This is a genomic window from Microbispora bryophytorum, assembly GCF_006874465.1.
GTDB lineage: Bacteria > Actinomycetota > Actinomycetes > Streptosporangiales > Streptosporangiaceae > Microbispora > Microbispora bryophytorum.
In genome coordinates, this window is the sequence record NZ_VIRL01000011.1 from 83,182 (window position 1) to 103,682 (window position 20,501).

A 20,501-nucleotide genomic window follows, 5' to 3' on the forward strand; every position below is an offset into this window, starting at 1 on the left:
AGCTGCGCCCTGCCGATCGACGGGTTCCGCCGATCAGGGCCGGCATCGTGCGCGTCACGGAGCCCGCCGTCAGGGCCGTGATCGTGCGCGCCGCCATGCCCGCCACCACGGCCCGCCAAGCCCGCCGCCGTCCTCGGCCGGTGAGACGGCCTCGGCGGCGCCGGGAGCCGGAGACGAGGGCCCTCCACCGCCCGGGGTCGGTTCCGGCGGTTCCGCCGTCCGCCCCGAGATCTCCGCGCCGACGCGATGCCAGCGCCCCGCCCACGCCTCCTCGTCGCCCCCGCAGGCCCGTACGAAGGCGAGGGTGACCTCCAGGCTCGGGAAGACACGGCCGCTCGCGGCCTGCGACAGCACCGTGGGCGAGTAGTGCGCCCTTTCCGAGAGGGCCCGGTAGGTGGGCGACCCGGCCTCCTCGCGCAGCCGCCGCAACGCGACGGCGAACGCCTGCACGGGCCCTTCCTCGGGGCTGAGGTGGCGCTCTGGTCGTCCCATGGTCCCCACACGAGTTCTGCGCACACGAGTTCTGCGGCAACGTCGTCGCAGGCGAGGCCGTCCCCGGAGCGTACGAGGACGGGGCGGCCCGGGCGTCACGCTCACGCCTGACCGTCCACAGGCCCGCTCCGGAGAACGGGCGGCGTCAGACACGCCAGATGCTAAGCGGAGCGCCGGGCCGCGGCAAGATCCGCAAGCCGCCGCGGCCCGTGAGCCCGCCCCTGACGAGGGGCGGGATGTCGCGAACGGGGCGCCGTCAGGCGCCCATCGCGTGCACGCCGCCGTCGACGTGCACGATCTCGCCCGTGGTGGCGGGGAACCAGTCGGACAGCAGCGCGACGCACGCCTTCGCGGCGGGGGCGGTGTCCGCCAGGTCCCAGCCGAGCGGCGCGCGCTCCGGCCAGGAGTCCTCGAACTCCTTGAACCCCGGGATACTCTTGGCCGCCATCGTGCGCAGCGGACCGGCGGCGACGAGGTTGACCCGGATGCCGTGCTTGCCCAGGTCACGGGCGAGGTAGCGCGAGCACGACTCCAGCCCGGCCTTGGCCACGCCCATCCAGTCGTAGACCGGCCACGCCTTGGTCGCGTCGAAGTCCAGGCCGACGACCGAGCCGCCCTCCTTCATCAGCGGCAGGCAGGCGACGGCGAGCGACTTGAAAGAGAACGTCGAGACGTGCACCGCCGTGGCGACGTCCTCCCACGACGTGTTGAGGAAGTTGCCGCCCAGACAGGTCTGCGGGGCGAACCCGATCGAGTGGACGACTCCGTCCAGCCCGTCGAGGTGCTCGCCGACGCGGTCGGCGAGCGTGTCCAGGTGATCGGTGTTCTGGACGTCCAGTTCGATCACCGGCGGCGGTTCGGGCAGTCGCTTGGCGATGCGCTCGACCAGGCTGAGGCGGCCGAAACCGGTCAGCACGACCTGGGCGCCCTCCTCCTGCGCCAGCCTGGCCACGTTGAAGGCGATCGACGCGTCGGTGAGGACGCCGGTGACCAGCAGTCGCTTCCCGTCCAGCAAACCCATGTCCAGCTCCAGTCTGTCCGCTCAGTGGCCCATGCCGAGGCCGCCGTCGACGGGGATGACCGCCCCGGTGATGTAGGAGGCGTCGTCGCTCGCCAGGAACCTGACGACCCGTGCGACCTCCTCCGCCTGCGCCTGCCGCCCGAGCGGGATGCTCTTGCGGATCTGCTCCTGCTGCGCCTCGTCGAGCACCGCGGTCATGTCGGTCTCCACGAATCCGGGCGCCACCACGTTGACCGTGATGCCGCGCGAGCCGAGCTCGCGGGCCAGCGACCGGCCGAAGCCGACCAGGCCGGCTTTGGAGGCGGCGTAGTTGGTCTGGCCGGCGGAGCCGGACAGGCCGACGACGGAGGAAATCAGCACGATGCGACCGCGCCGCAGGCGCAACATGGGCCGCACGGCCCGCTTGGCGACACGATAGGCGCCGGTCAGGTTGGTGTCGATGACGTCGGTGAAGGTCTCCTCCTTCATCATCGGCAGCAGCGTGTCCTTGGTGATCCCCGCGTTGGCGACGACCACCTCGACCGGGCCGTGTTCGGCCTCGGCCTTCGCGAAGGCGGCGTCGACGTCGGCGGAGCTCGTCACGTCGCAGCGAACCCCGAACAGCCCCTCCGGGGGCTCGCCGGAACGGTAGGTGACGGCGACGGCGTCCCCCGCGGCGGCGAGCTCGCGGGCGATCGCGAGGCCGATGCCGCGATTTCCGCCGGTGACGAGTACAGAGCGAACCATGCGACCGACCGTATCGGCTACTTGGGGGTAGTCCACTTGTCCGCAGGGCACAAGATCACAGGGTTAGGATCGTGGACATGCGCCAGATCGACCCCGACTTCCTCGCTCTGCCACTGCGGCGGCTGGCGGACGCGGCCCTGCAGCGCGCCCGTGACCTGGGAGCCGAGCACGCCTCGTTCCGGCTCGAACGCGTGCGCGCCGAGACGCTGCGCCTGTTCGACGCCCGGCTCGAGGGCTCCTCGGACGCCGACGACCTCGGCTTCTCCGTACGGGTGATCAAGGACGGCACGTGGGGCTTCGCGTCCGGGATCGCGCTGACCCCGGAGGCGGCGGCCCGGGCCGCCGAGGAGGCCGTACGGGTGGCGGCGGTCAGTGCGCCCATCAACCGCGAGCCGGTGGAGCTCGCCCCCGAGCCGGTGTACGACGACGTGACCTGGGTGTCGGCCTACGAGGTCGACCCGTTCGACGTGCCGCTGCCGGACAAGGCGGCGCTGCTGGCGGAGTGGTCGTCCGGCCTGCTCGGCAGGGTCGACCACGTCTCGGCCTCGCTCATGCAGGTCAAGGAGCAGAAGTTCTACGCCGACACGGCGGGCACGGTGACCACGCAGCAGCGCGTGCGGCTGCACCCCGTCCTGACCGCGATGCGGGCCGACGGCGACCGGTTCGACGACATGCGCACGCTGGCCCCGCCGGTCGGCCGGGGGTATGAGTACCTGACCGGCACCGGCTGGGACTTCCCCGCCGAGCTGGCCGAGATCGCCGACCTGCTGGACGAGAAGCTCAAGGCGCCCTCGGTCGAGGCCGGGCCGTACGACCTGGTGATCGACCCGTCGAACCTGTGGCTGACGATCCACGAGTCGATCGGCCACGCGACCGAGCTGGACCGGGCGCTCGGCTACGAGGCCGCCTACGCCGGCACATCCTTCGCCACCTTCGACCAGCTCGGCAGCCTGCACTACGGCTCTCCGGTGATGAACGTGACGGGCGACCGCACGGTCGAGCACGGACTGGCCACCGTCGGCTGGGACGACGAGGGCGTGGCCGGCCAGTCGTTCGACATCGTCCGCGAGGGCACGCTGGTCGGCTACCAGCTCGACCGGCGGATGGCGCTGCTCAAGGGGCTCGGCCGGTCGAACGGCTGCGCGTTCGCCGACTCCCCCGGGCACGTGCCGATCCAGCGGATGGCCAACGTGTCGCTCCAGCCGGCCGCGGACGGCCCGTCCACCGACGAGCTGATCTCCCGCGTCGAGCGCGGGATCTACGTCGCCGGCGACAAGAGCTGGTCGATCGACATGCAGCGGTACAACTTCCAGTTCACCGGCCAGCGGTTCTACAAGATCGAGAACGGCCGCCTGGCCGGGCAGCTGCGCGACGTGGCCTACCAGGCGACCACGACGGACTTCTGGCGCTCCATGGAGGCCGTCGGCGGCCCGGAGACGTACGTGCTCGGCGGCGCCTTCAACTGCGGCAAGGGCCAGCCGGGCCAGGTCGCGCCGGTCAGTCACGGCGCTCCGGCCGCGCTGTTCCGCGGCGTACGGATCCTCAACACCGTCCAGGAGGGTGGCAGCAAGTGAGCGACGGGGTGACCACACCACAGGAGACGGTGGAGCGGGCGCTCGCGCTGAGCGAGGCCGACGGCTGCGTCGTCATCGCCGACGAGGGCTCGACCGCCAACCTGCGCTTCGCCGGCAACACGCTGACGACCAACGGGGTCGCCCGCTCGTCCCGGCTCACCGTGATCTCCGTCGTGGGCGCCGGGGTGGGGGTCGTCTCGCGCTCCGCCGTACGGGCCGACCAGCTGGCCGACGTGGTGGCCGCGGCGGATCGCGCCGCGCGGGAGGCCCGGCCGTCGGAGGACGCCCGGCCTCTGGTGGAGGGCGCCGCCGGTGCGGGGTGGGAGCGCCCGGTGGAGCCGACCTCCATCGACGTGTTCGGGGATTTCGCCCCCGCGCTCGGCGAGGCGTTCGCCGCCGCCGACGCCTCGGGACGCCGGCTGTACGGCTTCGCCGAGCACGGCGTGACCTCGACGTTCGTCGGATCGTCCGCGGGCCTGCGGGTGCGTCACGACCAGCCGACCGGGCGGCTCGAACTGAACGCCAAGTCGGCGGACATGACGCGCTCGGCCTGGACGGGCGTGGCCACCCGCGACTTCTCCGACGTGGACGTGGCCGCACTGGACGAGACGCTCACCCGCCGGCTCGACTGGGCCAAGCGGCGGATCAGCCTGGAGCCGGGCCGCTACGAGACGCTCCTGCCGCCGACGGCGGTCTCCGACCTGATGATCTACCTGTACTGGTCGGCCGGCGCGCGGGACGCCGCCGACGGCCGCACCGTGTTCTCCCGGCCGGGCGGCGGCACCCGGGTGGGTGAGCGGCTCTCGACAATGCCGATCTCGCTGCACAGCGATCCGGCGCGGGCCGGCGTCGAGTGCACGCCGTTCGTCGTCGCGCACTCCTCCAGCCGGGAGCAGTCGGTGTTCGACAACGGCCTGCCCCTGGCCCACACCGAGTGGATCAGCGACGGCACGCTGACCAACCTCGTGCAGACCCGGCACTCGGCCGAGCTGACCGGGCTCGCCGCCACCCCGCAGATCGACAACCTGATCATGACGGGGCCTGAGGGCGGCCGCTCGCTGGAGGAGATGATCGCCTCGACCGAGCGGGGCCTGCTGCTGACCTGCCTGTGGTACATCCGGGAGGTCGACCCGCAGTCGCTGCTCCTCACCGGGCTGACCAGAGACGGCGTCTACCTGGTCGAGAACGGCGAGGTCGTGGGCGAGGTCAACAACTTCCGGTTCAACGAGTCGCCGGTCGACCTGCTCGGCCGCCTCGGCGAGGTGGGCCCGAGCGAGCAGACGCTGCCGCGCGAGTGGAACGACTGGTTCACCCGCGCCGTCATGCCGCCGGTCCGGGTGCCCGACTTCAACATGTCGACGGTCAGCCAGGCCAGCTGACGGCTCGTCACTCGGCGGGGTCGCGACCCCGCCACCGGTCGCATGGGTCGTGGGTCGTCAGCGGCCGGCGGAGCGGAAGAGCGCTCCGCCGGCCGGCGCCGGGACCTCGCGTCGCCTCATTCGGGCCTCATTCGGGCCTTATTCGGCGTCCTCAAGGCGGAAGCCGACTTTCATCCCGACCTGGAAGTGGGCCACCTCGCCGTCCACGATGTGCCCGCGCACCTCGGTCACCTCGAACCAGTCCAGGTGCCGCAGCGTCTGGGCGGCCCGCCTGACGCCGTTGCGAACAGCCTGGTCGATGCTCTCGGCCGACGTGCCCACTATCTCGCTCACCCGATAGGTGCGGTCCGACATCACGTCCTCCTGCCTGTGCCTGTCGCGTGATCGTATCGCCGTGCGGGAATCACTCTCGCCTCCCCCGGGGTCTACCGTGGAAAGCGTGAATCCATGGCGCTGGTTGCGAAAAGACCGCGCGGTCGTTCACCAGGTGACGGACGCCCAGCCGTCGCTGACCGACGACGTGCGCAAGCGGGAGATCAGCTATCTCATCAAGATGGGCGTCCGGCTCGTGTGCCTCATTCTGGCGGTGGCGGTGCCTGCCCCCTGGCCTGTCAAGGCCCTGTTCGTCGCAGGCGCGGTTCTTTTGCCATACCTTGCCGTTATCGGGGCCAATCAGCGAGGTCACGAGCCTCCTCCACCCCCGGACTTGACCTCACCTGACCAAAACGAGATACCACGCCATCGACGCGAGATCGGGTCGTGACAAAGTCTTGACGCAACCCATGGGTTGGAGGTGTACAGTTTAGCCAAGCGCTCTGGTCCCCCGTCGGAGCGCTGGTGCCGGCGTTCCGGGCCCCCGTCGGAACGCCGATGAAGCGACGCCGGGTGGTTTGCCCCCGTAACCACCCGGCGTCGCCCTTTTCTCCATAAAACCCGCCCCACGTTTTGACTTCGCACAGCTTCGACTTCACGCAGCTTCGACTTCACACGGCTTTGAGTTCGCACAGGTTTCGACTTCGCACGGTTACGAGTCGGCACAGATATCGGCCCTGCGCACGTCGTCACAGACCGGCCGTCGCGGTCGTCCCCGGCAGGGACGGCCCTTCCGCCGAGCGGCCCCCGGCGCCCGCCCTTCCCCTTCATGCGGCGCGCCGGGGCCGTGGAAACCGGCGTCAGGAGTCGGGGGTGTCAGTGGTCGCGGCCGTCCTTGCGGTCGCCTCCGCCGCCCAGTCCTCGGCCATCCGGGACAACCGCTCCACCACGTCCGGCGGGGCGGTGCCGGCGCCCTGCGCCAGCCCCACCAGATAGGCGGTCAGCGGAGCGGCGGGCCGCGCCACTCCGTGCGCCACATCCCTGGTCAGGTCGAGCACCGCGGTCCGGTCCACCCGGGCGGGGTCGATGCCCAGCTCGCGGCAGACCAGTGCCGTCCATTCCTCCAGCACGTTCACGCGTACTCCCTTCACCCGCGCCCTCGGGCCCGCTCGCGGGCCGCGCGGAGATCGTCGACGGTGTCGCAATCGAACCACGGCGGGGTCTCCCCGGGCGCCACGGGCGGGCGCACGAGCGCCGGTGCCAGCGGGCCGAGCAGCCCGCGCAGCGACCGCCCCTCGTAAGGACCGAGCGCGGCCCGCAACGCGGCCGTCCGCCAGGCGCCGGTGAGCCACTGCTCGCGGCCCTCGTCGTCCACGAGCACCGCGCCCGCGCCGTCCTCGGGCACGGCCGCCAGGAGCGCCCCGACGTGGTCGGCGGCGACGAACGGCAGGTCGGCGGCGAGCAGCACGACCAGCGGGGAGGTCACCCCGGCGAGCCCGGCACGCAACGCCGGAACCGGCCCTCCGCCCGGGGGGTCCTCACGGGCGAACAGCACGCCCGGCATGTCCCTCGGCGGGCCCACCACGACGACGGCGCGGGCGTCGCGGACCGCCGCCGCCACGCGCTCCACCAGGGGCAGCCCGCCGACGAGCGCGCCCGGCTTGTCCGCCCCGCCGAGGCGCTCGGCCCGGCCCCCCGCCAGGATCACGGCGTCGTACGCCCCCGATCCGGTTCCGGTTCCGGTTCCGGTTTCGTGGCGGGAACGCACGACGGGCTCCAGGGCTCCAGGGCTCTCCGGGGGCTCCGTCAACCGCCGATGGCCGACATCGGACGGGACGGCTGCAGGAACGCGGGATCGTCGATGCCGTGCCCGGCCTTCTTCCCCCGCACCGCCGCGACCCATCGCTGCGCCAGTTCCTCGTCCGAGGCGCCCGAGCGCAGCGCCGCACGCAGGTCGGACTCCTCCGTGGCGAACAGGCAGTTGCGGACCTGGCCGTCGGCGGTGATCCGGACGCGGTCGCAGGCGCCGCAGAACGGCCGGGTGACCGAGCCGATCACGCCCACTCGCTGCGGGCCGCCGTCGACCAGGAACAGCTCGGCGGGGGCGCTGCCCCGCTCACGCGGGTCGTCCTCGGTCAGGTCGAAGGATTCCTTCAGCAGTCCGAGGATCTCGTCGGCCGTGATCATGTCGTCGCGGCGCCAGCCGTGCTGGGCGTCGAGCGGCATCTGCTCGATGAAGCGCAGCTCATACCCCTGGTCGAGGCAGTAGCGCAGCAGCGGCGCGGCCTCGTGCTCGTTGACGCCGCGCATCAGCACCGCGTTGACCTTGACCGGCGTGAGGCCCGCCGCCGTCGCCGCGGCGAGCCCGTCCAGCACGTCGCGCAGCCGGTCGCGGTGCGCGAGCCGGACGAAGACGTCGCGGTCGAGCGTGTCCAGCGAGACGTTGACGCGGTCGAGACCGGCCCGCACGAGCGGCTCCGCGAGGCGGGCCAGGCCGATGCCGTTGGTCGTCAGCGACACCTGGGGACGCGGGCGCAGCGCGGCGGCCGCGGCCACGATCTCGACGAGCTCCCGCCGCAGCAGCGGCTCGCCACCCGTGAAGCGGACCTCCCGGATGCCGAGCCGCTCCACGCCGATCGTCACCAGGCGGACGATCTCCTCACCCGTGAGCAGTTCGGGCTTGGGCAGCCAGTCGAGGCCCTCGGGCGGCATGCAGTACGCGCACCGCAGGTTGCACCGGTCGGTCAGCGACACCCGCAAATCAGTCGCGACCCGGCCGAACGAGTCAACCAGCACGAAAGGACCTCCAACCCCAGAGAGCCTCAAGCCTAAGCCCTGCCGTCACGACGGCGGCAACCTCCCGGCGTCCGCCGTGATTCCGCCCGGGCCAGGGGCCCCGACCGGCCTTCGCCGCCGCCGCGCTCACGGCTTGCTCACGGCTCGCTCAGGGCTTGCTCAGGGCCTCCTGCCGGCCGGCCTCCACCTGGTGGTGAAGGGACTGGGCGCCGGGATCGGCGGGCGGCAGGGGGGCGACGCCGGCCGCGCCGCCCGAGCCCGCCGGCGCCGTGATCGGGTGGAGGCGTTCGGCGGCCCAGCCCTCCTCCGTCAGCGCCCGCTGCGCGGCCTCCGCCCGGATCGCGGACAGGCCGAACTCCGCGAAGAGGGCCCCACGATCCGGAGACGCCGTGGCGGCGACGTCGTCGAGGCCGACTCCGAACTCCGCGAGCCTGGCGACCAGCAGCGCCAGCTCCCCCGGCCGTTCCCCCAGGGCGACCCGCAGCCGCACCTGGCCCGGCCCCGTGCCGGTGCGTCTGCCGTGGATCCGGTCGAGTCCGGCGATCCCCCGGCGCAGCAGGTCCTCGATCCTCATCACGCTGTGACCCTCGCGCACCGGCTCGGCCGCCGCGAGGTCGTCGAGCGCCGCCAGCACGGCCGACAGGTCGTCGTTCAGCGCTCGCAGCACTCTGGCGACCGCGGCGGCGTTGGCCTGGAGGATGTCGCGCCACAGGCGGGGATCGCCGGCCGCGATGCGGGTGACGTCGCGCAGTCCCTGCCCGGCGAGCCGGAAGGCCTCCTCGGGCCCGGCCTGGAGCCGCGCCGCCATCAGGCTCGCCACCACGTGCGGGGCGTGGGACGTCAACGCCACGGCGGCGTCGTGCGCCTGGTCCTCCATCACCACGGGGATCGCACCGCACAGGGCCACCATCTCCAGGACCCGGTTCAGGGCCGGCTGCGACGTGGCCTGCGTGGGCGTGAGCACCCATGACCGATCCTCGAAGAGGTCGGCGCGGGCCGCGAGCGGGCCCGACCTCTCCCGGCCGGCCAGCGGATGCCCGCCCACGAATGTCACCGGGTCGGAGATGGTGCGCAACACGTCCCGGGCCGGGGCGGACTTCACGCTCGCCACGTCGGTGTAGGCGTGGGCGAGTCCGCGCAACTGCTGCTCGGCCAGCACCGCGCCGACCCTGCTGGGCGGTACGGCGATCACGGCGAGGTCCACCCGCTCCGCCGGGGCGCCGGCCACACCGGCGCCCAGCGCCGCCGCGGTGCGGGCCGCCGTCTCGTCCTGGTCCAGCAGATGCACCATGACGCCGTGCCGGCTCACCGCGAGCCCCACCGATGTCCCGATCAAACCTGTGCCGACCACCGCCATGGTGCGCATCACAGGGTCACTCCCCCTTCTCCCGGCTGTGCCAGGTCCTCGCGCAGCGCCGCCGCGCCCCCCAGGTACACGTGCCGGACGTCGCGGACGGCTCGAGCCGTCCGCACGTGCGCGAGGACGCGCACCGTTCGGGGCAGCGCTCCGTTCACGTCCAGTTCCCGGGCGCACATCAGGGGGACGTGTGTGAGGCCGATCGCGCGGGCCGCCGCGGCGGGGAACGCGCTCACCAGGTCCGGGGTGGAGGTGAACACGATGCTGATGAGGTCGTCGGGCGACAGGTCGTTGACATCCATGATCCTGCAGAGCAGGGTCTGGACGCTCTCCAGGAGGTGCGGCTCGTCGTCCCGCTCGACCTGGACGGCGCCCCGCACCGCCCGGACGGTCATCTCCGTCCCGCCCGGGGAAGCCCCCCTCCCCGCCGGGTCCTGACGGAGCATCTCCGCGACGAGGAAGGCCAGTTCGAGGGACTGGCTGCGGTTGAGCCGGGGGTCGCAGGCGGTCTCGTAGCGCCGGTGCAGGTGGTCGACGAGGATCTCGTCGCCGCCGCCCAGGCACTCGGTGACGTCGTCCCCGGTGAGCTCCACGTGGATGCCGCCCGGGTGGGTGCCGAGCGCCCTGTGGACTTCGAAGAAGCCCCTGACCTCGTCGAGCACGTCGTCGAAACGGCGGGTCTTGTGCCCGGAGGCCGCCTCGAAGGTGTTGCCGTGCATCGGGTCGCAGACCCACACCACCTGGGCGCCCTCGGCGGTCACCTTCTCCACCAGCTCGGGCAGCCGGTCGCGGACGGCCCGCGCGCCCATCCGGGTGATGAACGTCAACCGGCCGGGCTCGCGCTCGGGGTCGAGCCGGTCGATCAGGGCCAGCGCCTCCTCCGGCGTACTCGACGGGCCCAGTTTCACCCCGATCGGGTTGCGGATCTCCGCGGCGAACGCGACATGCCCGTGGTCGAGCTGCCGGGTGCGCTCCCCGATCCACACCATGTGCGCCGACACGTCGTACAACCGCCCGGTGCGCGAGTCCGTCCGGGTGAGCGCCGACTCGTAGTCCAGGATCAGCGCCTCGTGGGAGGCGTAGAACTCCACCGCGCCGAGCTCCCCCGGATCCGCCCCGCAGGCGTTCATGAAGCTCAGCGCCCGGTCGATCTCCCGGGCCAGGGACTCGTAGCGCCGCCCCGCCGGCGAGGACCGCACGAAGTCCTGGTTCCAGGAGTGCACCTGGCGCAGGTCCGCGTACCCGCCGGTGGCGAAGGCCCGCACCAGGTTGAGCGTCGAGGTGGACGCGTGGTACATCCGCTTGAGCCGCTCCGGGTCGGGTGTGCGGGCCTCGGGGGTGAACTCCATGCCGTTGATGGAGTCGCCGCGGTAGCTCGGGAGCGTCACGCCGTCGCGGGTCTCGGTGGGCGCGGAACGCGGCTTGGAGTACTGCCCCGCGATCCGGCCCACCTTCACGACGGGCAGGGAGGCGGCGTACGTGAGGACCGCGCTCATCTGGAGCAGCGTCTTGAGCTTGTCGCGGATCTGGCCGGCGGAGACCCCGCCGAAGGTCTCGGCGCAGTCGCCGCCCTGCAACAGGAACGCCTCACCCCTGGCGACTGCTCCCAGGTGGGCGCGCAGTTGGTCGCACTCGCCGGCGAAGACGAGCGGGGGGTACGACTCGAGGTCCGCGATCACACCGCGCAGAGCCTCGCGGTCGGGGTACTCGGGCTGCTGCGCCGCAGGTAGGTCTCGCCAGGGCTGGCCCACCGGGGCACTCTGCGAAGGATTCATGGCTGTGGTGTCTTCCGGCTGGGGACGAGATCGTCCGTGCTTTCGATGGCGATGCACGCGTTGGGTCGCACCTTCTGCCTCACGGGTGTGGGTGCCGGGTCCGGATGCGCGCGCACCCGGACCTCGGCGGGCGTGCTACTCCTCGAGCAGGTCGGGCTGCTCGGCGACGATCTCGTCCCAGAGCAGCTGGAAGCTGAACCAGCCGAGCTGCGGATCGCCGAACCCGGCGCCCGCGGCCTCGGCCTGCTCACGGGTGAACCGCTGCGGGGTGCCGGCCGCCAGGGCGAGCAGCTGCACCTGGGCGCAGCTGTCGTAGGTGAAGAACCAGTGGACCGCCTCGTCCAGCGAGCCGCCGACCGTGATCAGCCCGTGGTGCCGCAGCAGGATGGCGCGGTTGTCGCCGAGCTTCTCGGCGATGTCCCGGCCCTGTTCCATGGACACGGAGGGACCCTCGTACGCCTCGTAGAGGGTCTGCCTGCCGTAGAAGGCGGCGGACTCCTGGTCGATCGGCTCCAGCAGGCGGCCGAGCGCGCCGAGCGCGCGCGAGTGCGCCGTGTGCCCGTGCGCCGCGGCGGTGGCGTCCGGCCGCAGCTCGTGGATCTGCGAGTGGATGACGAACGCGCTGGGGTTGACCCGGTGCCTGCCGTGGACGACCTGTCCGGTGGAGTCGACGCAGATCAGATCGGTGACGCGGACGCGGTTGAAGGAGACCCCGAAGGGGTTCACCCAGAAACGGTCGTGGTGTTCCGGGTCGCGTACGGAGATGTGGCCGGAGATGCCCTCCCCGAATCCGTACTTGCCGAACAGCCGGAGGGCGGCCGCCAGGCGCTGCTTGCGGTGGCGGCGGGTGTCGTCGGGGTTGTCGAAGACCGGCTCGCCCGGGATGGGCAGGCCTGTCGCGGTGTCCGCGAGGTACGCCGGGCGCGTCTCGGCGGCCGTGGTCATGCTCATGGTCGTCTCACCTCTCTGCTGCTGGTCTGTGCTGCCGGCCTGTGCTGCTGGGGTGGTGCTGAGCCGGTGCGCGGGCGCGGCTGCCGGGCCCCGCTACGCGGGGAGCAGGACGTCCTCGGACCGGGTGGTCTCTCCGGCCTCCGCGTGCTGGAGGATGGCCGCGACGATGTCCTCGCCGCGGTCCACCAGCGACGGGATGCCGAAGGTGAAGAAGAGCGCTCCGGCCCCGATGGTGCCGAGTCCGTACAGGCGCGGATCCGGTGCGCCGCCCGCGATGAGGCGGCTCGTCTCCCGGGCCAGCCGGAGTCCGCCGTGCGGGTGGGGGCTCGCGGCGCCGCCGGCGGTGAGCGAGGTCACCAGGGACCGCGCGGCGGCCGGTATGCGGTCCTCGGACGCGTTCACCGCGTTGATCACCGTGTCGGCGCCGATGACCTCCCCGTCGGAGGTGGCGAGCTCGAAGCCGCCACCGGAGCGCACGGCGACCTTCTGCAGCCCGGACCGCACCTCCAGCCGGCCGGCGTCGACGAGTTCGAGCAGCCGCGCCGCGCTGCTCGGCGGCATCGGACAGCACAGGCTCATGACGGTGCGGTAGTGGGAGCGCAGCATCGCCGCCCTGTCCCGCTCGGTCAGCAGGGGCCAGACGTCGGGGCCGATGTCCGGGACCGCGCGCTGCAGGATCCGCAGGCCCGGGTCCGGCGAGTCCACCGCGGCGAGATGACGGCGCAGGCGGTCGACCGGCGGCTCCATGTCCACGTCGACGATCTCGGCGCGGATCGCGTCGAGGTCCGCGCCGGCCTCCACGAGCTCGGCCCGGACGACCGCCGTGAAGTCCTCGACGGACATCTCCCGCCGCTGCCGGGCGAGGGAGCGCATGTGGCTCTTGGTGAGATGGCGGAGTTCGAGCTCGAGCGGCCGCTGCCGGACGGCGGGGAGCACACCCCTCCTGGACAGCAGGGTGATCCGTCCCTCGTGCCCCTGCGCGTCGAGTTGGAGGATGACGTCGACCGCGGTCAGGCCGCTGCCGACGACGGCCACGTCCTGCCGCTCCCCGACGTGGCGGAGCTTGCCGGAGACAGGGTACGGGTCGGGCACGAAGCCGGGCGCGCCGGTCAGCCCGTAGACGTCCCTGGGGCCGTCACCTCCCACGCACAGAACCGCGTAGTCGAAAGCGGCGGCGCTCGTGCCGCCCGTGCTGAGCAGCACGTGGTCGGCGGTCCGGCGGGCTCCGGTGACCGCGGCTCCGACGAGGTCGACCCGCCAGCCCTGTCTGCGCAGCTCCCCCAGTGCCGCGTACGCCGTCTGCTCCAGGTACTCGCCGTAGACGGTGCGCGGGACGAAACGCGCTCCCGAGTAGGCGTCGACGTACCCGGCGTCGTCGGCGACGCGCTCCCGTAGCTCCAGCCAGCGCTCGAAGTGGTGAAGATCGCCCACCCGTGCCGACATGTCGTCGGGGGTCGCGTTGACCTTGATGACCTCGGTGTCGACCTGGTAGGCCCGGCCCCGCCACAGGTTGGGGGACGGTTCGAAGACGGTGATGCTGCCCGGCCTTCCCCGCTCCCGGGCCAACGCGTCGATGAGGCAGACCGCGGACGCGCCGCCTCCGATCACACCGATTGAGATTCCAGACATGTGTCAGCCTCGCCTGTCGATTATGGAGAAGGAATGGCGCTAGCCGATCCGGTTCAGGTCGATTCGGTGGAATGCCCCCTGCAGGAATACCAGCGGCACCCGCGCATGGTTCGTACCGAGTCCGACTATCTCCCCGACGATCAGAAGATGGTCGCCGGCCACGAGGTGATTCCAGTAGCGGCATTCCAGCCATGCCGAGGAGTCCAGGAGCAGGGCGCCGGTCCGCTCGCCCGGCTTCGCGGGGAGACTGCTCAGTGCCTTTTTCCTTTCCTGTTCCGGACGGGCGAATATCCGGGCCAGATCCTCACCTTCGGCGTCGAGGATGGAAACCGCCCAGACCCGGGACTCCATCAAATCGGCCAGGAACGTCGACTCACGGCGGATACTCAGCGATATCAGCGGAGGGTCCAGCGAGACCGAGGTCAGTGAATTGATCGTCAGGGCGTTGTGCGTGCGGAGCGAAGCGGTGCCGGAGAACGTGGTCACCACGCACACGCCGGTGGCGAAATTGCGCATCACCGTGCGCAGGTCGTCCTGCACGGCGACCGCCACCTGATTTGCCGTTGGCGCCTCACCCATCGTTGGTCCTCCCGGGGAGCATCGGACACGAGATATTCAACGCATGCTCAGGAAATGACGACCCCCGCGGGACGGACCCTCGACGGCCGCAGAACGTAAATCGAATCGGCTCGACACCGACGACATTACCGAGCGCCGGCTCGGACATTTGCCGGAGTGCGCACCGGAGATTGACGGTGCACGACGATCTCAGGGCGACCGGGCCGTGGCGCAGGGACACACGCCGTTCGCGTTTTCTCCGGTGAAAGCGCACAGGCGCGGATCAGCGCCGGGGGAGGCGTCGCCGGGCGCCGGGCCGCAGGGGGACGAAGGCGCCGGGGCCCCAGCGCAGCGTGGTCGCGTGGCGGATCTCCACCGCGCGTTCCACGTCGAATTCGACGATCCGCAGCGCCCCGGGCAGTTCCGCGCTTCGCCGCGGGTCCCAGTCGACCCGGGCGCGGCCGGTCAGCTGCAGTGCGACGGGCAGGGCGGCGACCACGAGGTCGCGGTCGCCGGCCGGGCCGGCGAACCCCGTGCCTCCCGTGACGAGGGAGGCCCACACCGCGCCCCCGGGATCGGCGGCGCCGAGGACGAGCATGCGCTGCCGCCTGAGGAAGTGGGCGAACCCCGGCTGGATCACGTCGTCGAACATGGGAGACCCCCAGCCCGCGTGTCCCTCGCCCGCCCGCTTCTGCACTGCCTGTTCGCCCTCGTGGTGGCGCGTCTTGACCACGTCGATCTCCTCGTGTCCGCAGGAAGCTCCGTCCGGCGCCGACGACGCCGGCCCGCGCGGGCGCCGTCACCCGATGCGGGGAATGCGCCGCCGCCGGCGGAAAGGCCCGGGCGACGACTGGACGTTAGCGACGCGGCCGTCCGCCCACTTGGTGGAGCACGCACGTTTCCTTGCGCGGATACGCGCGTAAATCGCCGGTGACCGCGCGCGGTAGTACGGTTCGGCGGCCGGCGGCATGACCGGATCCAGGTGGGCGGCGTCCGCGGCCCACCGGCGTTGTTTCCGCGGCACGTGTGGCAGTCATCGAAAACTTCGATCGCCATAGCAAACCGGGCAAAGCGCATGTTCTCATGTCTTACGGGCGAAGCGGACCCCGGGGCGACATCAATCCGTTCGAGGACTAAGCCCCGTATGAAGAGGTCGCGGTTGTGCCTTCGCGGAACGGCACGTCTACCACTAGGTCTTACCGACGAGGTGATTGATCGATGCTGCCTGTCCAAGTACCGATTGCACGTCAAACCGCCGTCCCCACGAAACCGATCGCGCGTTCGCAGGGTCACCTGGAGATCATCCGTGATCACCGGGCGGAGCTCGACGGGACCACGTCCGTCAGGCAGTTCGGTGAAGTTCGGTTCTCCTTGGTCGACGGAGGGCCCCGAGAACTCATCCGGCCCAGCAGGCTGATCGACCGGAGTGCCGAGGGATACCTGAGGGTATGCCGTCCGCTGACCGGCGAGATATGGGTCTTCCAGGACGGCCGGCACGCGGTCGTCCGTGATCCGGAATTCGTCTGCTATGACAGTCTTCGGCCCTACAAAATCGTCATGCCGGAGCCGTTCCGTATGGCGACCCTGCTGTTTCCGCATCGTCTGATGGGACTCACGCCGAAGGACACCGAACTTCTCACCGCGAGATCCTGCACCGGTTCAGAGGGACTCGGCGCGCTCGTGTCCAATCTCCTCATCGGGCTCGAGAAGCACAGCGGCAAGGTCGGCACGGCGATCGGGCTGCTGGGTGGAAGCGTGGCGGGCCTGGCCGCGGCCTTCTTCGCCGAGCGCATGCGGTCGCTGGCCGCCGACGCCGACGCGGGCAGGCAGGCCCTGATGCTGAGCATCCAGGCGTACATCCGGGAAAGGCTCGCCGACCCGGACCTCACCCCGGCCGTCGTGGCCCAGCGGCACAACGTCTCACTCCGGTATCTGCAGAAGATATTCCAGGAGCACAACACCAGCCCGGCGCGCTGGATCCGCGACGAGCGACTGGCCCGCTGCCGGGCGGAGCTGGCCGATCCCGGGCTCGACCACCTGTCCATCGCTGCCGTGGGCGAGCGATCGGGATTCTACGGCGCCTCGCATTTCAGCCGCCTCTTCCGGGATCGGTACGGCATCACGCCCAGAGAGTTCCGGAAGCAACGAAACACGAGCCCCGCCGAATCCACCGGCAGCCCCGCACCGATTTGACCGACCAGCGGAAAGGTGACGCAGTGACCAGCTTCGAATTCCCCGGACAGTACTACGAGCTGATGCGCAGGGATTTCCGGAACCTCGCCGCGGAGACGGATTTCCTGGCCTCCCTCCTGCCGGACGGCGGGCGGGCCCTCGACCTCGGCTGCGGGACCGGCACCAACCTCCGCGAACTCGGCGCGCGCGGCTACTGCGGCGTCGGCGTCGACCAGAGCGCCGGCTTCGTCGAGTACGCGCGGCGGATGGGCGGAGAGAGGGTCGAATACGTCCACGAGCGGGTCGAGGACTTCGACAGCGAGGAGCGGTTCGATCTCGTCTACTGCCTGTTCATGACGCTCAACTACCTGCCCCGGGCGGAGTTGCGGCGCGTCCTGCGGAAGATGCGCGGCCTGCTGCTGCCCGGCGGGCACGTCGTCCTCGAGTTCGGCCACCTGCTGAACTTCGTGGAGAGCTACCAGCCGTACACGGTCGCCCACCACCGCGGTGACGGGGTGCTCGTCACCCGGCTCGCCCGCCAGTCGCTCAACCCCCGCGCGGCGACCTGGAGGAACGAGGAGACCCTGCTCGTACGGGAGGCCGACGGCCGGGTGAGCATGTACGACAACTTCTTCGACCAGGCGGTCCTCACCGGGCCCGAGGTGCGTGAGCTGCTGGCCGACGCCGGTCTCGGGACAGCGGCCGAGTACGGGGGCTTCCGCAAGGAGCAGGTCCCCCCGCACGGGCGCGGCCCGGTCGTGATCGTGGCCACCGCGGAGGGGGAGGAGGCGCTGTGACGAACGCCGGCATCTCGCTACTCGACGGCGGTGCGGCCCTCGCCCCCGACGTCCCGGACCTCGGTGCGGCGCTCGTCCGGGCGGCGCGGGAGGGAAGCGCCGAGGGGATCGTCTTCATCCGGCCGGACGGGTCGGAGTCCCGGATGACCTACCGGGAGCTGCTGGACGCCGCCTCGCGCATGCTCGCGGGGATCCGCGCGGCCGGTGTCGCGCCCGGGGATACGGTCGTCCTCCAGGTGGCCGACGACCCGGAGCTGCTGGTCGCGTTCTGGGCCTGCGTCCTGGGCGGTCACGTCCCGATGCCCGTCAACGCCGGCGCGACCGCCGTCCAGCGGGAGGCCGCGCCCGGGCTGCTGCAGCGGGTCTGGAACGGCTACGGGAAGCCGTGGGTGATCACGGGTGCGGAGCAGCCGCTGTCCCGGGAGGTCCTCGCCGATCCCGCCTGGCGGACCGCGTGGCTGGGGGACACCCGCCGGTTGCTCTCCCACTCTCCCGACGACCGACGGCACCGGGCCGAACCCGGCGACCCGGCCATGTACCTCCTCACGTCGGGCAGCACCGGCGTGCCCAAAGCCGTGGTGCTCACGCACGGCAACGTGCTGAGCCGCACCGCGGGCACCGCCCGGGTGAACCGGATGGGCGGGGCCAACCGCACCTTCAACTGGATGCCGCTCGACCACGTGGGCGGCCTCGTCATGTTCCACGTCCGCGACGTCTACCTCGGCTGCCACCAGGTCCATGCCCGGATCGAGTGGGTCCTCGAAGACCCGCTGCGCTGGATCGCCGCGATGGACCGCCACCGCGCGGACACGACATGGGCGCCCAACTTCGCCTTCGGGCTCATCAACGACCAGGCGGACCGGCTGAAGGAGCAGTCCTGGGACCTCAGCCGCCTGCGGTACATCATGAACGGCGGCGAGGCCATCAGGAACGGCGTGGTCCGGCGCTTCCTGGAGCTGCTCGCCCCCTTCGGGCTGCCCTCGGACGCGATGTACCCGGGCTGGGGCATGTCGGAGACCTCCGCCGGGGTGGTGGACTGCCGGTTCTCCCCCGGCGACGGCGGCGACGAGCGGTACGTCCCCGTGGGACGGCCCCAGCCCGGCACGTCCGTACGGGTGGTGGACGAGCACAACGCGCTCGTGCCCCCCGGCGCCATCGGCAACCTGCAGGTCAGCGGCGCCCCGGTGACGGCCGGGTACTACCGCAACCCCGAGCAGAACCGCCAGTCGTTCACCGCCGACGGCTGGTTCAAGTCGGGCGATCTCGCCTACATCCAGGACGGGATCCTCACCGTGACCGGCCGGGCCGACGACGTCATCCTGCTCGACGGCATCACCTACCACGGCCATGAGATCGAGGCCCGGGTCGAGGAGCTCCCGTTCGTGGAGCCGTCGTACACGGTGGCCTGCCTGGTCGCCGGACAGGACGGGGAGACCGAGGAGCTGGCGGTGTTCTTCCACCCCCGCGACGGGATGCCGGCCGCCGAGGCCGAACGCCTGATCCGCGGCCGGGTGACCGACGCGTTCGGCGTCGGCGTGGCACATGTCGTGCCGGTCGGCAGGGAGGACATCCCCAAGACCGGCATCGGCAAGCTCCGCAGGGCGCACCTGCGTGAGCGGTTCGAGGCGGCACGCGACGCCGGCCGCGTCGCCGCGTTCACGCCGCGCTCCTGATCCGGCCGAGCCCGTGCCACCGGTGCCGCCGGGGGACCCGCTCCCCCGGCGGCACCGGCCGTCCGGCGGGCGCACGCCCCAGGCCGACCGGCGCGGGCCGACCGGCGCGGGCCCGCGTTTCAGGACCCGGCGGAGAACCCCCACACGTGCCAGGTGTCGATCTCGATCCAGGCGCTCACCCTCGGCCGTTCGCGATTCGGGTACGGCTCACCGGTGTAGTGGACGGAGAGGCGGTCGATGTCCTTCAGGTCCGGGTCGTCCTCCAGCGTGACCACCCGTCCCTGCAGGCTGACGTGGCGGTACCAGCCGCCGGAGTCCAGCACCGTCAGCGACACCCGGGGGTCCTCGCGCAGGTAGCTCAGCCGTTTGCGCCCGGCATCCATGTTGACCAGCACCTTCCCGTCCTGCCACAGGTACCAGGTGGCCACGGAGACCGGTGCGCCGTCCTGACGGACGGTGCTGATGACGCAGGGATTCGGTTGGGCGAGGAGATCGGCGATGTGCTCGGGCAGAGCGCCATGGGACATGAGCGAAAACCTTTCGAGACCAGAACCGCCGGATGGCCGGTTCAGACGCCGGGGGGACGAGCCCGAGCGTAGTGCCGGGCGGCCTTGACCCGGTTGCCGCACAGGGACATCGAGCACCAGCGGCGGGTGCCGTTGCGGGACGTGTCGAGGAAGTAGCGGATGCAGTCCGGCTGGGCGCACAGCCGGATGCGGTCCGGAGCCGTGACCAGCAGGTCCAGGTAGTCGCGGACGGCGGTCCACGCCGCCCCCCACGCCGGATCGTCGAACTCCGCCGTCTCTCCGGGTCCCTCCGCGGTGAGGGTGAGCCGGACGCGCCCATGGGCGAGGACGTCGTCGACCTGCCGGTAGACGGCGGGACCCCCCGGGCCCGCGACCGCCGCGGCCAGCGCGTCGCGCGCGTGGACGACCGCCTTCAGCGACTCCTCGTCCGCGGCGAAGCGGTCGGCCATCCCGTGGCCGGCCAGCCACACGCGCAGCCCGGAGGGCGAGTCCAGCAGGTCGTGGAGCCGGCCGTGCTCCTTCCACCAGGTGTTCAGCAGGTCGAGGGCGAGGGGCTCCCGGACGAACGGACGCGGGTCGGGCTCGGTCATGGCGACATCCTCCAACTACCGCCTGCTCTAACCCCTCAATCATAAGTGACCGGTTGCAACGTCGCGTTTCTAACCTTTAAAGTCGGCGATGACGGTTATATGGAGCACTGCCTGAGCGCTCGGGAGAGGGGCCATGTCACTGCTTGTCACATGGGTCCTCGCCACCGGGCAT

21 protein-coding genes and 1 pseudogene are annotated in these 20,501 nt (G+C 71.5%); 6 read left to right on the forward strand and 16 right to left on the reverse strand.

Annotated features, from left to right (window positions below; translation table 11 throughout):
* Positions 1–69: 69 nt before the first annotated feature.
* The 3 genes from FLX07_RS37085 to fabG form a co-directional block, all read right to left on the reverse strand.
* Positions 70–492: a helix-turn-helix domain-containing protein gene (locus FLX07_RS37085; protein WP_208762303.1), complete on the reverse strand. Its 423-nt coding sequence runs from the start codon at positions 490–492 to the stop codon at positions 70–72.
* A gap of 256 nt (positions 493–748) precedes the next feature.
* Complete coding sequence (gene fabI, locus FLX07_RS20305; RefSeq protein ID WP_142572400.1) at positions 749–1,513, reverse strand: enoyl-ACP reductase FabI; 765 nt, start codon at positions 1,511–1,513, stop codon at positions 749–751.
* Between the two features lie 21 nt (positions 1,514–1,534).
* On the reverse strand, positions 1,535–2,239 hold the full coding sequence (gene fabG, locus FLX07_RS20310; protein ID WP_142572401.1) for a 3-oxoacyl-[acyl-carrier-protein] reductase: 705 nt from the start codon (positions 2,237–2,239) through the stop codon (positions 1,535–1,537).
* 77 nt (positions 2,240–2,316) lie between these two features.
* On the opposite strand from fabG, the gene FLX07_RS20315 reads away from it, so the two are divergent.
* Positions 2,317–3,813 carry a TldD/PmbA family protein gene (locus FLX07_RS20315; RefSeq protein ID WP_142572402.1) on the forward strand — a complete coding sequence of 499 codons (1,497 nt, stop codon included), beginning with the start codon at positions 2,317–2,319 and terminating at the stop codon, positions 3,811–3,813.
* On the forward strand, positions 3,810–5,192 hold the full coding sequence (locus FLX07_RS20320) for a metallopeptidase TldD-related protein (RefSeq protein WP_142572403.1): 1,383 nt from the start codon (positions 3,810–3,812) through the stop codon (positions 5,190–5,192). The genes FLX07_RS20315 and FLX07_RS20320 overlap by 4 nt, the downstream gene beginning before the upstream one ends.
* Before the next feature lie 138 nt (positions 5,193–5,330).
* Here the strand turns inward: FLX07_RS20320 and FLX07_RS20325 are convergent, their stop codons facing one another.
* A complete protein-coding gene (locus FLX07_RS20325) occupies positions 5,331–5,546 on the reverse strand; it encodes a dodecin (protein ID WP_142572404.1) in 216 nt (71 codons plus the stop codon).
* A gap of 85 nt (positions 5,547–5,631) precedes the next feature.
* On the opposite strand from FLX07_RS20325, the gene FLX07_RS20330 reads away from it, so the two are divergent.
* Entirely contained in the window at positions 5,632–5,955 is a 324-nt protein-coding gene (locus FLX07_RS20330) for a DUF3099 domain-containing protein (RefSeq protein ID WP_229689850.1), read from the forward strand.
* Positions 5,956–6,364: 409 nt separating this feature from the next.
* Here FLX07_RS20330 and FLX07_RS37090 read toward each other — a convergent pair whose 3' ends face one another.
* The 10 genes and pseudogenes from FLX07_RS37090 to FLX07_RS20370 all read right to left on the reverse strand — a co-directional run bounded on the left by FLX07_RS37090 (position 6,365) and on the right by FLX07_RS20370 (position 15,303).
* Positions 6,365–6,640 (reverse strand): DUF6457 domain-containing protein, encoded by a 276-nt coding sequence (locus FLX07_RS37090; protein ID WP_208762304.1) that lies wholly within the window; start codon positions 6,638–6,640, stop codon positions 6,365–6,367.
* Positions 6,641–6,651: 11 nt separating this feature from the next.
* Positions 6,652–7,272 carry a molybdenum cofactor guanylyltransferase gene (gene mobA, locus FLX07_RS20335; RefSeq protein WP_229689849.1) on the reverse strand — a complete coding sequence of 207 codons (621 nt, stop codon included), beginning with the start codon at positions 7,270–7,272 and terminating at the stop codon, positions 6,652–6,654.
* 38 nt (positions 7,273–7,310) lie between these two features.
* Positions 7,311–8,300: a GTP 3',8-cyclase MoaA gene (moaA, locus tag FLX07_RS20340; protein ID WP_142572406.1), complete on the reverse strand. Its 990-nt coding sequence runs from the start codon at positions 8,298–8,300 to the stop codon at positions 7,311–7,313.
* 148 nt (positions 8,301–8,448) lie between these two features.
* On the reverse strand, positions 8,449–9,666 hold the full coding sequence (locus tag FLX07_RS20345) for a prephenate dehydrogenase (RefSeq protein ID WP_223853937.1): 1,218 nt from the start codon (positions 9,664–9,666) through the stop codon (positions 8,449–8,451).
* Positions 9,666–10,052, reverse strand: a complete 387-nt coding sequence (aroH, locus tag FLX07_RS36555) for a chorismate mutase (protein ID WP_167748333.1) — start codon at positions 10,050–10,052, stop codon at positions 9,666–9,668. Before aroH ends, FLX07_RS20345 begins: the two co-directional genes overlap by 1 nt.
* A gap of 51 nt (positions 10,053–10,103) precedes the next feature.
* Positions 10,104–11,432: pseudogene (locus FLX07_RS20350) on the reverse strand (class II 3-deoxy-7-phosphoheptulonate synthase); the annotation flags it as partial.
* A 135-nt stretch (positions 11,433–11,567) separates the two neighbouring features.
* Complete coding sequence (locus FLX07_RS20355; RefSeq protein ID WP_223853913.1) at positions 11,568–12,383, reverse strand: class II aldolase/adducin family protein; 816 nt, start codon at positions 12,381–12,383, stop codon at positions 11,568–11,570.
* Between the two features lie 93 nt (positions 12,384–12,476).
* Positions 12,477–14,012, reverse strand: coding sequence for an FAD/NAD(P)-binding protein (locus FLX07_RS20360; protein WP_142572409.1), 1,536 nt, complete (start codon positions 14,010–14,012; stop codon positions 12,477–12,479).
* Positions 14,013–14,051: 39 nt separating this feature from the next.
* The gene (locus FLX07_RS20365) at positions 14,052–14,591 is read right to left on the reverse strand and encodes a flavin reductase family protein (protein WP_208762306.1); all 540 of its coding nucleotides are present in this window, start codon (positions 14,589–14,591) and stop codon (positions 14,052–14,054) included.
* A 262-nt stretch (positions 14,592–14,853) separates the two neighbouring features.
* Positions 14,854–15,303, reverse strand: coding sequence for a hypothetical protein (locus tag FLX07_RS20370; protein WP_208762307.1), 450 nt, complete (start codon positions 15,301–15,303; stop codon positions 14,854–14,856).
* Between the two features lie 485 nt (positions 15,304–15,788).
* Between FLX07_RS20370 and FLX07_RS20375 the strand changes: the two genes are divergently transcribed.
* From FLX07_RS20375 to FLX07_RS20385, 3 genes are read left to right on the forward strand one after another with little or no spacing between them, the layout of a single operon-like run.
* Positions 15,789–16,763 carry a helix-turn-helix domain-containing protein gene (locus FLX07_RS20375; protein ID WP_142572410.1) on the forward strand — a complete coding sequence of 325 codons (975 nt, stop codon included), beginning with the start codon at positions 15,789–15,791 and terminating at the stop codon, positions 16,761–16,763.
* A 23-nt stretch (positions 16,764–16,786) separates the two neighbouring features.
* On the forward strand, positions 16,787–17,539 hold the full coding sequence (locus FLX07_RS20380) for a class I SAM-dependent methyltransferase (RefSeq protein WP_142572411.1): 753 nt from the start codon (positions 16,787–16,789) through the stop codon (positions 17,537–17,539).
* Positions 17,536–19,212 carry an AMP-binding protein gene (locus FLX07_RS20385; RefSeq protein ID WP_142572412.1) on the forward strand — a complete coding sequence of 559 codons (1,677 nt, stop codon included), beginning with the start codon at positions 17,536–17,538 and terminating at the stop codon, positions 19,210–19,212. The genes FLX07_RS20380 and FLX07_RS20385 overlap by 4 nt, the downstream gene beginning before the upstream one ends.
* Positions 19,213–19,331: 119 nt before the next feature.
* Here the strand turns inward: FLX07_RS20385 and FLX07_RS20390 are convergent, their stop codons facing one another.
* Together FLX07_RS20390 and FLX07_RS20395 are read right to left on the reverse strand one after the other, a co-directional pair.
* Positions 19,332–19,739, reverse strand: a complete 408-nt coding sequence (locus tag FLX07_RS20390) for a PPOX class F420-dependent oxidoreductase (protein ID WP_142572413.1) — start codon at positions 19,737–19,739, stop codon at positions 19,332–19,334.
* Positions 19,740–19,780: 41 nt separating this feature from the next.
* On the reverse strand, positions 19,781–20,329 hold the full coding sequence (locus FLX07_RS20395; protein WP_142572414.1) for a CGNR zinc finger domain-containing protein: 549 nt from the start codon (positions 20,327–20,329) through the stop codon (positions 19,781–19,783).
* Positions 20,330–20,501 lie beyond the last annotated feature (172 nt).

Excerpts from the sequence above, each read along its gene's own strand:
- FLX07_RS37085 (WP_208762303.1), bottom strand. The coding sequence starts at position 492 with ATGGGACGACCAGAGCGCCACCTCAGCCCCGAGGAAGGGCCCGTGCAG.
- fabI (WP_142572400.1), bottom strand. The coding sequence starts at position 1,513 with ATGGGTTTGCTGGACGGGAAGCGACTGCTGGTCACCGGCGTCCTCACC.
- fabG (WP_142572401.1), bottom strand. The coding sequence starts at position 2,239 with ATGGTTCGCTCTGTACTCGTCACCGGCGGAAATCGCGGCATCGGCCTC.
- FLX07_RS20315 (WP_142572402.1), top strand. The coding sequence starts at position 2,317 with ATGCGCCAGATCGACCCCGACTTCCTCGCTCTGCCACTGCGGCGGCTG.
- FLX07_RS20325 (WP_142572404.1), bottom strand. The coding sequence starts at position 5,546 with ATGTCGGACCGCACCTATCGGGTGAGCGAGATAGTGGGCACGTCGGCC.
- FLX07_RS20345 (WP_223853937.1), bottom strand. The coding sequence starts at position 9,666 with ATGCGCACCATGGCGGTGGTCGGCACAGGTTTGATCGGGACATCGGTG.
- aroH (WP_167748333.1), bottom strand. The coding sequence starts at position 10,052 with ATGACCGTCCGGGCGGTGCGGGGCGCCGTCCAGGTCGAGCGGGACGAC.
- FLX07_RS20355 (WP_223853913.1), bottom strand. The coding sequence starts at position 12,383 with ATGAGCATGACCACGGCCGCCGAGACGCGCCCGGCGTACCTCGCGGAC.
- FLX07_RS20360 (WP_142572409.1), bottom strand. The coding sequence starts at position 14,012 with ATGTCTGGAATCTCAATCGGTGTGATCGGAGGCGGCGCGTCCGCGGTC.
- FLX07_RS20365 (WP_208762306.1), bottom strand. The coding sequence starts at position 14,591 with ATGGGTGAGGCGCCAACGGCAAATCAGGTGGCGGTCGCCGTGCAGGAC.
- FLX07_RS20375 (WP_142572410.1), top strand. The coding sequence starts at position 15,789 with ATGCTGCCTGTCCAAGTACCGATTGCACGTCAAACCGCCGTCCCCACG.
- FLX07_RS20390 (WP_142572413.1), bottom strand. The coding sequence starts at position 19,739 with ATGTCCCATGGCGCTCTGCCCGAGCACATCGCCGATCTCCTCGCCCAA.
- FLX07_RS20395 (WP_142572414.1), bottom strand. The coding sequence starts at position 20,329 with ATGACCGAGCCCGACCCGCGTCCGTTCGTCCGGGAGCCCCTCGCCCTC.